The 13,193-nt window shown below is 50.0% G+C and carries 13 protein-coding genes; 1 reads left to right on the top strand and 12 read right to left on the bottom strand.

All coding sequences use genetic code 11. The annotated features are described in order from the left end of the window. Window positions 1-29: 29 nt before the first annotated feature. The 10 genes from atpA to asnC all read right to left on the bottom strand — a co-directional run bounded on the left by atpA (window position 30) and on the right by asnC (window position 8,762). A complete protein-coding gene (gene atpA / locus EO763_RS22445; protein ID WP_005976551.1) occupies window positions 30-1,571 on the bottom strand; it encodes a F0F1 ATP synthase subunit alpha in 1,542 nt (513 codons plus the stop codon). 12 nt (window positions 1,572-1,583) lie between these two features. Further along, window positions 1,584-2,117, bottom strand: coding sequence for a F0F1 ATP synthase subunit delta (gene atpH, locus EO763_RS22440; protein ID WP_010300085.1), 534 nt, complete (start codon window positions 2,115-2,117; stop codon window positions 1,584-1,586). Between the two features lie 14 nt (window positions 2,118-2,131). Then, window positions 2,132-2,602 carry a F0F1 ATP synthase subunit B gene (atpF, locus tag EO763_RS22435; RefSeq protein ID WP_010681466.1) on the bottom strand — a complete coding sequence of 157 codons (471 nt, stop codon included), beginning with the start codon at window positions 2,600-2,602 and terminating at the stop codon, window positions 2,132-2,134. Between the two features lie 63 nt (window positions 2,603-2,665). Continuing rightward, on the bottom strand, window positions 2,666-2,905 hold the full coding sequence (gene atpE / locus EO763_RS22430) for a F0F1 ATP synthase subunit C (protein ID WP_005976545.1): 240 nt from the start codon (window positions 2,903-2,905) through the stop codon (window positions 2,666-2,668). Between the two features lie 49 nt (window positions 2,906-2,954). Further along, window positions 2,955-3,755 (bottom strand): F0F1 ATP synthase subunit A, encoded by an 801-nt coding sequence (gene atpB, locus EO763_RS22425; RefSeq protein ID WP_161530280.1) that lies wholly within the window; start codon window positions 3,753-3,755, stop codon window positions 2,955-2,957. 22 nt (window positions 3,756-3,777) lie between these two features. Continuing rightward, a complete protein-coding gene (gene atpI, locus EO763_RS22420) occupies window positions 3,778-4,161 on the bottom strand; it encodes a F0F1 ATP synthase subunit I (RefSeq protein WP_010300094.1) in 384 nt (127 codons plus the stop codon). A gap of 623 nt (window positions 4,162-4,784) precedes the next feature. Continuing rightward, the gene (gene rsmG / locus EO763_RS22415) at window positions 4,785-5,405 is read right to left on the bottom strand and encodes a 16S rRNA (guanine(527)-N(7))-methyltransferase RsmG (RefSeq protein WP_161530279.1); all 621 of its coding nucleotides are present in this window, start codon (window positions 5,403-5,405) and stop codon (window positions 4,785-4,787) included. An 82-nt stretch (window positions 5,406-5,487) separates the two neighbouring features. Continuing rightward, window positions 5,488-7,377: a tRNA uridine-5-carboxymethylaminomethyl(34) synthesis enzyme MnmG gene (mnmG, locus tag EO763_RS22410; RefSeq protein WP_161530278.1), complete on the bottom strand. Its 1,890-nt coding sequence runs from the start codon at window positions 7,375-7,377 to the stop codon at window positions 5,488-5,490. 390 nt (window positions 7,378-7,767) lie between these two features. Further along, the gene (gene mioC / locus EO763_RS22405) at window positions 7,768-8,211 is read right to left on the bottom strand and encodes an FMN-binding protein MioC (protein WP_161530277.1); all 444 of its coding nucleotides are present in this window, start codon (window positions 8,209-8,211) and stop codon (window positions 7,768-7,770) included. Window positions 8,212-8,300: 89 nt separating this feature from the next. Beyond that, window positions 8,301-8,762: a transcriptional regulator AsnC gene (gene asnC, locus EO763_RS22400; RefSeq protein ID WP_010300103.1), complete on the bottom strand. Its 462-nt coding sequence runs from the start codon at window positions 8,760-8,762 to the stop codon at window positions 8,301-8,303. A 152-nt stretch (window positions 8,763-8,914) separates the two neighbouring features. Between asnC and asnA the strand changes: the two genes are divergently transcribed. Continuing rightward, window positions 8,915-9,907, top strand: coding sequence for an aspartate--ammonia ligase (asnA, locus tag EO763_RS22395; RefSeq protein WP_161530276.1), 993 nt, complete (start codon window positions 8,915-8,917; stop codon window positions 9,905-9,907). On the opposite strand, the gene viaA is transcribed toward asnA, so the two are convergent. Beyond that, a complete protein-coding gene (gene viaA / locus EO763_RS22390) occupies window positions 9,904-11,382 on the bottom strand; it encodes an ATPase RavA stimulator ViaA (RefSeq protein ID WP_103862427.1) in 1,479 nt (492 codons plus the stop codon). The two genes, asnA and viaA, sit on opposite strands and share 4 nt — an antisense overlap. Window positions 11,383-11,387: 5 nt before the next feature. Beyond that, a complete protein-coding gene (gene ravA, locus EO763_RS22385) occupies window positions 11,388-12,887 on the bottom strand; it encodes an ATPase RavA (RefSeq protein ID WP_161530275.1) in 1,500 nt (499 codons plus the stop codon). Window positions 12,888-13,193 lie beyond the last annotated feature (306 nt).

Raw genomic sequence — 13,193 nt, 5'->3', positions numbered from 1 at the left:
CGGCCTGCTTTACAGCAGGCCACCGGGCGTTACCAGGACTGGGTTGCCTTAAAAGTATCGAGGATGCCTTTAAACTTGCCCTCGATCTCATCGTTATAAGCGCCAGTCTGGTCGATTTGTTGCAGAAGTTCGCCATGCTCACGGTCAGCATAAGCCAACAGTGCCGCTTCAAAGCTACCGACTTTCGACAACTCAACATCTTCCAGATAACCACGTTCCGCCGCAAACAGAACCAGAGACTGCTGTGCGACAGACATCGGCGCATACTGTTTCTGCTTCAACAGCTCGGTCACTTTCTGACCGTGGCTCAACTGCTTACGGGTTGCATCATCAAGATCGGAAGCGAACTGAGAGAACGCTGCCAGTTCACGGTACTGTGCCAGCGCGGTACGAATACCACCGGACAGTTTTTTCATGATCTTGGTCTGTGCTGCACCACCCACACGGGATACGGAGATCCCTGGGTTAACCGCAGGACGAATACCGGCGTTAAACAGGTTGGATTCCAGGAAGATCTGACCATCGGTAATAGAAATTACGTTGGTCGGAACGAACGCAGAAACGTCACCCGCTTGCGTTTCGATGATCGGCAGAGCGGTCAACGAACCGGTTTTCCCTTTCACTTCACCCTTGGTGAATGCTTCAACGTAATCGGCGTTAACACGCGATGCACGCTCCAGCAAACGGGAGTGGAGATAGAAAACGTCACCAGGATAAGCTTCACGACCTGGCGGACGACGGAGCAGCAGAGAAATCTGACGATAAGCAACGGCCTGTTTAGACAGGTCATCATAAATAATCAGTGCATCTTCACCACGGTCGCGGAAGTACTCGCCCATCGCACAACCGGCATACGGTGCCAGGTATTGCAGAGCAGCAGATTCAGACGCGGTAGCAACAACAACAATGGTGTTTTCCAGTGCGCCATGCTCTTCCAGTTTACGTACCACGTTAGAAATCGTGGAGGCTTTCTGGCCGATAGCGACGTACACACATTTGATGCCGGAATCACGCTGGTTGATGATGGCGTCGATGGCCAGTGCGGTTTTACCCGTCTGACGGTCACCGATAATCAGCTCACGCTGACCACGACCGATTGGAATCATGGCGTCAACGGACTTATAGCCCGTTTGTACCGGCTCATCAACGGACTGACGTTCGATAACGCCAGGCGCAATCGCTTCAACCGCAGAGAAACCGTCGTGATCCAGTGCGCCTTTACCGTCAATCGGTGCACCCAGCGTGTTGACCACGCGACCCAGCAGGCCGCGGCCAACTGGAACTTCAAGAATACGGCCGGTGCATTTTACTTTCATGCCTTCAGCCAGATCCGCATACGGACCCATAACTACCGCACCAACGGAGTCGCGCTCCAGGTTCAGTGCGATCGCATAACGGTTACCCGGCAGAGAGATCATCTCTCCCTGCATCACGTCTGCCAGACCGTGGACACGGATGATTCCGTCGCTGACGGAAACAATAGTACCTTCATTGTGAGCTTCGCTCACCACATTGAACTGAGCAATGCGCTGCTTGATCAGTTCGCTGATTTCGGTGGAATTCAGTTGCATGCTCCAGTCCCCTTAAGACTGCAAGACGTCTGCCAGACGTTCCAGACGACCGCGAATGCTGCCATCTATCACCATATCGCCCGCGCGGATAACCACGCCGGCCATGACAGACTTATCAATTTTGCAATTCAGCTTCACTTTGCGTGACAGACGTTTTTCCATAGCAGCAGCGATCTTCGATAGCTGCTGCTCATTCAACGTATTGGCAGAAATGACATCGACGTCAACCGTCGATTCTAGCGCTGCCCGCAGTTGAATAAATTGTTCCAGTACTTCAGTAAGCACTGGTAAACGTCCGTTCTCGGCCATCACCCTAATCAGGTTCTGACCGGCTTCATCAAGTTGATCACCACAAACGGCAATGAACGTTTTCGCCAGTTCAATCGGTGCGACTGCACCAGAAAGCAATTCGGCAATTTGCTCATTGCGCGCTACTTCGGCCGAAAACGCCAGCATGTTCTGCCAGCGATCCAAGGCCTGATTCTCAACCGCAAAGTCAAAAGCTGCTTTGGCGTAGGGGCGAGCTACCGTGACAAATTCAGACATCAGCCCCTCCCTCCTTACAGTTCAGCGACCAGTTTATCAACGATGTCGCTGTTAGCAGCTTCATCCACGGAACGTTCAATAATTTTCTCGGCACCTGCAATCGCCAATACGGCAACTTGCTTACGCAGCTCTTCACGAGCACGTTTACGTTCGGCTTCGATTTCAGCCTGCGCCTGCGCCACAATCTTGTTACGTTCAGCTTCCGCTTCAGCTTTCGCCTCATCCAGGATCTGAGCACGGCGTTTGTTCGCCTGCTCGATGATAACCTGAGCATCCGCTTTGGCTTTCTTCAGTTGATCTGTCGCATTGGCCTGAGCCAAGTTCAAATCTTTTTTGGCACGTTCAGCAGAAGCCAGACCGTCAGCAATTTCTTTCTGACGTTTCTCGATGGCTGCCATCATCGGCGGCCATACATACTTCATGCAGAACCAGACAAACAGGACGAACGCAATGGCCTGGCCGAGGATTGTTGCATTAATATTCACAGCACAATGCCTCTTTCAAAGTTAAATAAGTTGATGTTTTAACCTCAGCAGAAAACATTCTGCTTAGGCCACCGCAAACATCACATACAGCCCCAGACCAACAGCGATCATCGGGATGGCGTCAACCAGACCCATGACGATAAAGAACTGTGTACGCAGTAAAGGAATCAGGTCAGGCTGACGAGCAGCACCTTCCAAGAATTTACCACCCAGAATGCCGATACCGATCGCAGCACCGATTGCCGCCAAACCCATCATTAACGCGGCAGCCATGTACAGCAGATCCACACTCAGGTTTTCCATGACAGTCTCCAGTTTGTTTCAGTTAAAAACGTTATTTGTTGAAAGAAAATCAATGCTCTTCAGATGCCATCGAGAGATAAACAACCGTCAGAACCATGAAAATAAAAGCCTGAAGCGTAATAATCAAAATGTGGAAAATAGCCCAAGGCACATTTAACAGCCATTGTGACCACCACGGCAACAGACCGGCAATCAGGATGAAGATCAACTCACCCGCATACATATTGCCAAACAGTCGCAAGCCTAAGGAAATAGGTTTGGACAGCAGGCTGACACCTTCAAGAATCAGGTTGATAGGAATAAATACTGGATGGTTGAACGGCTGCATGGTCAGTTCTTTAACAAAACCACCGAGACCCTTCATTTTGATGCTGTAGAACAGAACCAGGATAAACACCCCAAGCGCCATAGACAGCGTGATGTTCACATCAGCCGTCGGCACAGCACGCAGATAAGCATGCGCCGGATCGTATCCCAGCAGGCTATAGATACCCGCCCAGGCTTGCGGCAACAGATCGATAGGCAGCAGGTCCATCAGGTTCATCAGGAAAACCCAGACGAAAATGGTCAGCGCCAGAGGAGCAATCAGTTTGCTTTTGCCATGGAACATATCGCGTACGGTGCCATCAACGAAACCGATAATCAGTTCGACAGCCGTTTGCAGCTTACCTGGCACACCGCTGGTCGCACGTTTCGCTACGCGGTGAAAAATAACCAGAAAGAGGACCCCAAGAGCGATGGAGAAAAACATCGAATCGACGTTGATCGACCAAAAACCCGTCCCGACCTGCAAATGCTGCAAGTGGTGACCGATATACTCTTGCGGAGTAGAGATTTCTCCAGCAGCCATGATGTCTCTTACCCTTTTGTTGTTAATTACGGCAACGATTAATTACGGCCGGTGCCACGATCTGCATAACCAGCACCGATAAATAAGTCAGGCCAAGCGGAAAGAATGCCGCTTTAAACACGCCTAACGCCACCACTAACAGTGCAATGGTGATAAACACCTTAAGCGCCTCGCCAATCGCGAATGACCAGGCCACACGCCCATCAGCAGGCTTGTGTGACTGGTGACGCAAGGCAAACAGCACAAACAACACATTCGGTAACCAGGCTGCCAATCCTCCGCCTAATGCAGAAGCAGCAGCGTTGACGCTATTGAGGCTGAAAGCAGCACTCAACAAAGCAAAAGTCACTAACTGTAACAACAGCAGCCTTAAGGCCACTTTTCCGCTGTAAAGGGATACAGGCATGACGTTTGCTCTCTCCGTACCTTTTCAGAGGTATACCGAATGACGTATAAAACTGCCTTTACACCACTGAGTCAAGCAGCAAAAAACGAGCAAATTATACGGGTCATACCTGCGAATTCAATCGATAAGTAGCGAAAAGGTGAACAATTATTTAAATTTCTTTCTGAAGCCCCGTTTTTACTAACAATCCTCACGACTCATGCTAAGTGTTATTAATTTCTAAAGGCCTCTAATCTGTGATATGACTCACATAAAAGGACTTACGAATATTTACAACAGGATGTATCTTTTTTTCCCCTTAGCAATAAAACGTATTTATTTTATTTAATTTCAATAATTTAATAAAAAAACCATTCAAAAAGAGCAATAAACAACGCTTCAACCATCTATTGACATTATTGATATCGTTTTTTTACCCAATTAACACAAAAATAACTAAATTTTGATGCCGATGATTTATTTTCGCTCGTTATTATTCAGTGCGAAAGCAAAAGGACAACGCTGAAAAAACGAAGATGTAAAATTTCAGTGATCGCGATGCGTTCTGGAACCATGCCACCCATAGACGAGGTGGCATCCTGACGCGCAATATTTAGTTATAATTTTTTTGATAAAAAACAAAATTAGTTTGGTTTAAGCACGATTAAATGGCGTTCACCTTCCAGATCGGGAACGGATAAGCGAACGACCCGATCTAATAGGACACCTTGTGGCAAGGATGACAATTCATCCTCTGGAAGTACGCCTTTTAGAGCATAAAACCGCCCTGCTGGTCTGGCTGGAAGGTGACTACACCAGCTAATCATGTCCTGCAAAGAAGCAAATGCGCGGCTGATTACGCCATCAAAAGGCGGTTCTGCCGGAAATTCCTCAACGCGGCTCTGCACTGGCGTAATATTTTCAAGCTGTAGTTCATGCTGTACCTGACGCAGGAAGCGCACACGCTTACCCAAGCTATCCAGCAAGGTGAAATGCGACTCAGGGCGAACAATCGCCAATGGAATCCCAGGCAATCCAGGCCCCGTTCCCACATCGATAAAACGCTGTCCGTGTAACTGTGGCTCAACCACGATACTGTCCATGATATGGCGGACAAGCATTTGCTGCGGATCACGTACCGACGTCAGGTTATAAGCTTTGTTCCACTTATTCAGCATGTCAACATACTGTATCAGAAGGTTTTTTTGCTTATCTGAAATAACCATACCAGCCGCGTTTAGCAGATTATCGAGTGTGTTGCGCACAATAAGATCCCGATGAAAAATATGAGGTTAATAATAAAAATAGCCGGATAACCGGCTATTTAGGGGATAAGTTTACCGTAAATCAGGCGCTGCGACGCAGCAGACCCTGTTTTTTAAGCCAGATCAGCAAAATGGAGATCGCCGCAGGCGTAATGCCAGAAATCCGTGAAGCCTGACCGATCGACGAAGGTTTGTGATCGTTCAGCTTGGCAATCACCTCATTGGACAATCCACTTACCTGTTTGTAATCCAGATCGGCAGGCAGCAGTGCATTTTCATTACGCTGCTGTTTCTCAATTTCATCCTGCTGACGAGCAATATAACCTTCGTATTTGACCTGAATTTCAACCTGTTCTGCAGCCTGCTCGTCGGTTAATCCCGGGGCAAACAGCGGTAGCGCAGTAAGCTGAACGTAATCCACTTCAGGGCGACGCAGCAGTTCTTCACCGTTCGCTTCACGGGACAACGGTGTCTTCAGCAGTGAGTTGATTTGATCTAATTGCTCAGATTGCGGGTGAACGTGAATGTCGCGCAGGCGCTGACGTTCTTTCTCAATGTTCTCAAGCTTCTCATTGAAACGCGCCCAGCGGTGATCGTCGACCATACCCAGCTCACGACCCATTTCCGTCAAACGTAGATCGGCGTTATCTTCACGCAGCATCAGGCGATATTCCGCACGTGAAGTAAACATACGGTAGGGTTCTTTCGTCCCCAGCGTACAGAGATCGTCAACTAGCACACCGAGATAAGCTTGATCGCGACGTGGCGACCAGCCTTCCTTATCGGCAGCCAATCGAGCCGCATTCAGCCCTGCCAGCATGCCCTGTGCCGCGGCTTCTTCATAGCCAGTTGTCCCGTTTATCTGTCCGGCGAAGAACAGGCCATGAATAAATTTGTTTTCCAGCGTAGGTTTCAGATCGCGAGGATCGAAGAAATCGTACTCAATCGCATAACCAGGACGAACGATGCGTGCATTTTCCATCCCTGCCATTGAGCGAACAATCTGCCACTGGACGTCAAACGGCAAACTGGTTGAGATCCCGTTAGGGTAAATTTCGTTGCTAGTCAGTCCTTCAGGTTCAAGAAAGATCTGATGCGTATTTCGATCGGCAAAGCGCATGACCTTGTCTTCGATCGATGGGCAATAGCGTGGCCCGATCCCTTCGATGATCCCGGCATACATCGGGCTGCGATCCAGATTATTACGGATCACATCATGGGTCTTCTCATTGGTATGCGTGATGTAGCACGGCATTTGTGCCGGATGCTGGCTCGCATTCCCCAGGAATGAGAAAACCGGCATCGGGTTGTCACCGTGCTGTTGTGCCAGCACGCTAAAATCAATTGTTCTGGCGTCAATACGCGGCGGAGTACCGGTTTTCAGGCGGTTGACGCGCAGAGGCAGTTCACGCAGGCGGCGCGCGAGCGGAATGGAAGGCGGATCGCCTGCACGCCCACCGCTGTAGTTATCCAATCCAATATGAATTTTGCCATCAAGGAAAGTGCCTACCGTCAACACCACGGCTTTTGCACGGAATTTTAGTCCCATCTGGGTAACCGCACCGACAACGCGATCGTTTTCCACGATCAGATCGTCAACCGCTTGCTGGAAGATCGTCAGATTTGGCTGATTCTCCAGTGCGGTGCGAACAGCCTGACGATAGAGCACGCGATCCGCTTGTGCGCGCGTTGCTCTGACGGCCGGGCCTTTACTGCTGTTTAGTATCCTAAACTGTATACCTGCCTGATCGACGGCTCGCGCCATCAAGCCTCCCATGGCATCGATCTCTTTAACCAGATGACCTTTCCCAATACCGCCGATCGCGGGGTTGCAAGACATTTGTCCCAGCGTGTCGATATTGTGTGTGAGCAAAAGCGTCTGTTGGCCCATTCGGGCAGAAGCCATTGCTGCTTCTGTTCCGGCATGACCGCCACCGATCACGATGACGTCAAATGGATCTGGATAAAACATGGTACAGCTCCTCGCATTATCGCGAATGATGAGTGGCGAACGATCGTTATTTGCCCTGGGGAGGGGATTCTACTCAACTTTGAGCCAACGACCAAGTCCGTTGGATCCTCGTTAATTAAAGAAAGATCTTTTTATTTAAAGATCTCTTTATTAGATCTCTTATTAGGATCGTCATGTTGTGTGGATAAGTGATTATTCATATTAAAGATCAAGAGAATGGAGATGATCCTTACCTGTGAATGATCGGTGATCCTAGCCAGTATAAGCTGGGATCTTAATGTGGAGTTATACACAGGACAAAAAACATACTCGGGTTGTTATTGGGATAACTACTGCTTTTACACCTGAAATAAGCATAGTTATCCACATTCAACTGCCGAATATTTCATCTTATTTGAGTAAATTAACCCACGATCCTAGCCATTCTTCTGCTGGATCTTCTGGAATTTGATGTTGGGTGATGTCGATCTCGAGGATTTCACCGATCCGTTTGGCCCCTAATTGAGCCAGTACACGATCCGCTGTTTGGATCGCGCCACAGAATGTGTCGTACTCTTTACTACCGATCCCCACTGCACCGAAACTCACCTGAGAAAGATCGGGCTTTTGCTGTTCCAGCTGTTCAAACAGTGCTTTCAGGTTGTCAGGGAATTCCCCTGCACCGTGTGTAGATGTCACCACCAGCCATATACCGCTTTCAGGCAGTGCATCAAGCGTGGGGCCATGGAGAGTTTCAGTGGAAAAATTATCCTTCTCCAGCAGTTCGGCCAAATGTTCTGCAACATATTCGGCACTGCCAAGGGTACTGCCACTGATTAAGGTAATGTCTGCCATAGCGATCCCATCCGATAAAAGACGGGACATTGTACGCTGTGATCTGGCTGGGATCTACCTGTGGATAATATGGGTATAGGAAAAAAGCATTACGGCGCGATCGTCCGCATGATGGGGTTTTGCAGGGAGATCAGCGTTTCAGTGGACTGAATTTCATCAATTGTTTGAATCTTGTTGATAAGCACATGTTGCAGCGCCTCGATCGAGCGGCACATGACCTTAATAAAGATGCTGTAATGCCCGGTGGTGTAGTAGGCCTCGACGACTTCTTCCAGATTGTTCAGCTTCTCCAGCGCGGAGGGATAATCTTTGGCGCTTTTCAGAATGATGCCGATAAAACAGCATACGTCGTAGCCCAGCTGTTTTGGATTCACATCCAGACGTGTACCGACAATGATGCCCGCCTGCTTCATTTTTTCCACCCGAACGTGGATCGTACCTGGACTGACTGAAAATTGTTTTGCCAGTTCGGCATAAGGCGTGCGTGCATTTTCCATTAAGGCGGAAAGAATGCCGCGATCGAGATTATCGATCTGATAAATTTCTGCCACTTTGAGCCCCCTATTTTAACGAATAATGATTTTATGCCGCTATAAAATGACGGATTAAAAGCACAAGTGCAATTTATCCATAAGATTATTGAATGACTAGCAGTTTTTATTGCTTAATGAATAACTAAATACGATGAATAAGAGACGCGGCAATGAAAAAGCAGTACATCGAAAAACAACAGCAAATCAGCTTCGTTAAGTCTTTCTTCTCCAGCCAGTTGGAGCAGCTTCTGGGATTGATTGAAGTCCAGGCACCGATTCTCAGCCGTATCGGCGATGGTACGCAGGACAACTTGTCCGGTACGGAAAAAGCGGTACAGGTTAAGGTTAAAGCCCTGCCGGATGCCACATTTGAAGTGGTGCACTCACTGGCGAAATGGAAACGTAAAACGCTGGGCGCGTATGATTTTAGCTTTGGCGAAGGTATCTATACCCATATGAAGGCACTGCGCCCGGACGAAGATCGTCTGAGCCCGATCCACTCGGTTTATGTCGATCAGTGGGACTGGGAGCGCGTGATGGGGGACGGCGAGCGCAATGCCGAGTATCTGAAATCGACTGTGACGCGCATTTATCAGGGTATCAAAGCGACGGAAGCGGCGGTACATCAGGCGTTTGGCATTCAGCCTTTCCTGCCAGAACAGATTCATTTTGTGCACACCGAAACGCTGCTGCAGCGCTATCCCGATCTGGATGCCAAAGGGCGTGAGCGAGCTATCGCTAAAGAACTGGGTGCGGTCTTCCTGATTGGGATTGGCGGTAAGCTGTCCAGCGGACACTCTCACGATGTGCGTGCGCCGGATTATGATGACTGGACTACACCAGGCGAGCAGGAACTGGCAGGTCTGAACGGCGATATCGTCGTGTGGAACCCGGTCCTGAACGATGCGTTTGAGATTTCATCAATGGGCATCCGTGTCGATGCAGAAGCGTTAACACGCCAGCTGGCGCTGACGCAGGACGAAGAACGTCTGAAGCTGGAATGGCATCAGGCGCTGCTGCGCGGTGAAATGCCGCAAACGATCGGTGGGGGAATCGGTCAGTCTCGTCTGGTCATGCTGTTGCTGCAATTGCCACACATTGGTCAGGTTCAGTGCGGCGTCTGGCCACAGTCGCTGCGTGAGTCGGTTTCCGGCCTGCTTTAATAAGCCTTGCCGTGCTGCCAACGGCGCATTAAGCGGCTTTTTAACCCAGTATCAAAGCGCCAGATATGGTCAAAGATGTGCATGATGCCGGGTTTGCCATGATCGGACATCGCTACAGCATGGAAACGATGCTGTAGCTGCTTCTGACGGCTTTTCACCTTATTTACTACCTCATCCGGCAACCGCTGGGCGATAAAATCCGAAATCACCACCGCGTCGGCATCATGCCAGAGTGCGTCGTCCATCTTATCCAACAATGCCGACAGACAGGCGCTCATATCTGTGCCGCCGCGGAAGGACTGGCTGAGAAAACGTATCGCCTGCTCTAATCCGTCCGCAGACGTGAGCTCATATTTCACCACGCCAGTAGAAAACAGCATGATGTAGCAACGGCGGTTGTCGGCGAGCGCGATGCGCATCAGCGCCAGACAGAAGGCTTTGGCACAGCGCTCATTAAAGCCGCCCATGGAGCCTGACGTATCGACGCAGACGATAAACGGGCCACGCGGCTGCTGTTCGTTTTGCTGATGGACAACGGGGCGCTCGGTGATTTTCTCGCGCCAGCTCTCCCCTTGTAAGCGATAGGTCAGCAGCCGATGCTCTAGCAGGCGACGATAGAATTCATATTCCAATTCGCTAATGCCCAATGTGGCCAACTCCGTCGGCATCAAACGCAAAATGTCATCGCTCTGATGTACGCCGCTCACCTGCTCGGGCACGGTGGCCGGTTCTCGTACTCTTACCCGGAAGGCTTCTTGTGGTGCCTCTTGCGTGAGGATGGATTTGGTTTCCCGGCTGCGGCCTAAGCGTTCCGCCAGTTTTTGTAATGCGGGCTGGCGTTGCAGGAAGGCACCGAAATCCAGTAACGGGCGGGGATCGGTGTGAATACGCTGCGCTGCGCTGAGATCCCAGAGCCGCCCTGCCGCGTTTTCGTTTTCGGCCAGAATAGGTTCGAGTTTGCCGCTGAGGGTCAGGCGTTGTTGCAGTTCATCCAGCAGGATTTCCCGTTCTTGATCCATCAACTGCTGATGCAGTGAAACGGTTTGCAGTGTGAGGCTTAGCCGCCAGCGCTGAAGAAAGAGTGCGTGGAGCCCACTGGTGATCTTCTGCCCTAAGGTTCTCTCTGGAGAGGTAATGAGCTGTGAGGCCTGTGCCAGAAAGGGGGATTCTACGTTGTTCAGCATATCCATAATCGCAGGCAGGCGTGTCTGAAAAGCCTGGTTGTCGATCGATTGTGAACGTTGGTAGCAGCTAAATTCTTTTTCCAGCTCTGGCGGTACCTGCGTGGTGCGTAGGCGCTGCTTTAAGGTTTCTTTCCAGTGAGGAAGATCGTTGAGTAACGCGGATTTCAGGCTGGGATACTTTTCAAAGAAGAAAGCGAGCTGCGGCGTTGCCAACAGCGTGACGACCAGATCGTCCAGCAGTTCGTTTTCATCGATAGACAGCAGCATTTCCAGTGATTCCAGCGTGATCATCGGCGTTAGTCCTGTTGCTCTGATTGCTGGATCTGCTCGGCAACCTGTTGCAAGCTGGCTTCTATTTTCGCTAGCCACTCAGCGGGGACGAACAGACAAGGCTGATGCTGGCTGAATAAGCGGCGCTGTTCGCGCAACTGCATGTTCAGTTTTTCATATTCATCGGTAATGTCGGCAGGCAGCGCACAGTCGCGCTTTTCTGGCAGAGAAAGAATGGAGGATTGCAGGCTGATATCGCGAACCGTCAGATGCTGGCGATCGTCCACCAGCAGATCGAGACGTTGAGTAAAGCCGATGCCGTTGAGCTTGCCCCGGATTTCTCCCCCTTTTTGCAGCCAGCCTTGCAAAGCATTTTTTTCAATGATCAGGTGATTGACTTCAATATCGTGCAGGATCAGCGGGCGCTGCAACACCAGATCCAGCGTTTCAGCGACGATCGTGTCAGGCAAGGTGTAATGGAATTTCCGGCCAAGGAAGTGCCCCTGTTTCTCCACCGAAAATGCCTGTAATTCGCTTTGTTCACGTTGGTATTGCTGACGTTTGGTATTCGCCTGTTGCAGCCGGAACAGCAGACTTTTCTGCTGGTAAGCGTGCTCGGTAATCAGTAGCTCAAGCTGGTGTTCGATGAGCGTCAAGGTGCTTTGGTCATGCCAGAGACAGTCTTTCAGCAGAATGATATCAACTGGTGTAATGGCGTCCCGCCCGCAGAAAAATGCGCTGGCCTGAAGCAGGCGCAGGGCTTTTTTCCAGCGTCGGTCAGAAATATATGGCGCTTGTTCCAGCGTATCTAACTGCTGACGCAGCGTGTAAATCAGCTCGAAACCGAACTCCGGCAATGCGATATGCTCAATATCCTTCTGCCACTGTTGGTACTCTTCATCGCTGACGCTAAGGGCGGGTGGAACGGGGTTATCGCGTTCGCTGCTGTTATTCACAAGTAGTGCACGGAAATTCTGTTTTTCCTGCACGCGATCGAGCCACAGACGGATGAGCATTCGGTCGTAGAGTGCTTCCAGACCGCCATCAGCCTCTGGCAGTTCGTTCGAGGCCGCGACCAGTAGGCGCATGGGGATGGTATCTTCGCTATTGCCATTGCGGAAACGTCGTTCGTTAATGGCCGTCAGCAGGGTGTTCAAAATAGCGGGACCCGCTTTCCAGATTTCATCCAGAAAGACGATTTCGGCTTCCGGCAGGTAACCCGCAGTCAAACGCTGATAGCGGCCTTCATCTTTTAACGCCTGAATGGAAAGGGGGCCAAATACTTCTTCCGGCGTTGAAAAGCGGGTCATCAGGTACTCAAACGCGTTCGCATGACGAAAAGCGAATTTAAGACGCCGGGCGATCATACTTTTGGCTATACCTGGCGGTCCCAGCAGAAAAACGCTTTCTCCGCTTAGTGCTGCCAGTAGGCAGAGACGAATGGCGTGCTGCCTTTCGTAGAGCCCGTGTTCTAGCGCATTGCTGAGACGAGAAATTCTTTCAGCCAATGCCGCAGTTTGACGCATAATTAATCCGTTAGTCCCATGATGTGATGTACTGAAATCGTTTATTTTTGAATTCGGTTGGTCTACTGAAAGCGGTGTCTCAGAAAAACCCTACTTTCAGAAAGACAATCGTAATAATAAACGGCAGATCACAGATTTTTATTAGAATACTTTTACGGATTATTACACCCTAACGGGGTGAGTAAGCAATAAACCACTTTTTACAGGATGTTTCTTGAGCAGGCGATCCACACAATAAAAATGGGTTTTTACCCTGATTTGTGCATACTGTGCGCTTTTGGACGAGTTGCTGTGAATGACGCGCTT

Source organism: Pectobacterium odoriferum, from assembly GCF_009931295.1.
Classification (GTDB): Bacteria; Pseudomonadota; Gammaproteobacteria; order Enterobacterales; family Enterobacteriaceae; genus Pectobacterium; species Pectobacterium odoriferum.
This window is presented reverse-complemented; position numbering and strand designations above follow the sequence as displayed.

What these genes read in the sequence shown, in the direction of transcription:
- ravA (WP_161530275.1), bottom strand. Translation starts at nt 12,887, where the DNA reads ATGCGTCAAACTGCGGCATTGGCTGAAAGAATTTCTCGTCTCAGCAAT.
- atpE (WP_005976545.1), bottom strand. Translation starts at nt 2,905, where the DNA reads ATGGAAAACCTGAGTGTGGATCTGCTGTACATGGCTGCCGCGTTAATG.
- mnmG (WP_161530278.1), bottom strand. Translation starts at nt 7,377, where the DNA reads ATGTTTTATCCAGATCCATTTGACGTCATCGTGATCGGTGGCGGTCAT.
- atpA (WP_005976551.1), bottom strand. Translation starts at nt 1,571, where the DNA reads ATGCAACTGAATTCCACCGAAATCAGCGAACTGATCAAGCAGCGCATT.
- viaA (WP_103862427.1), bottom strand. Translation starts at nt 11,382, where the DNA reads ATGATCACGCTGGAATCACTGGAAATGCTGCTGTCTATCGATGAAAAC.
- asnA (WP_161530276.1), top strand. Translation starts at nt 8,915, where the DNA reads ATGAAAAAGCAGTACATCGAAAAACAACAGCAAATCAGCTTCGTTAAG.
- atpB (WP_161530280.1), bottom strand. Translation starts at nt 3,755, where the DNA reads ATGGCTGCTGGAGAAATCTCTACTCCGCAAGAGTATATCGGTCACCAC.
- mioC (WP_161530277.1), bottom strand. Translation starts at nt 8,211, where the DNA reads ATGGCAGACATTACCTTAATCAGTGGCAGTACCCTTGGCAGTGCCGAA.
- atpI (WP_010300094.1), bottom strand. Translation starts at nt 4,161, where the DNA reads ATGCCTGTATCCCTTTACAGCGGAAAAGTGGCCTTAAGGCTGCTGTTG.
- atpH (WP_010300085.1), bottom strand. Translation starts at nt 2,117, where the DNA reads ATGTCTGAATTTGTCACGGTAGCTCGCCCCTACGCCAAAGCAGCTTTT.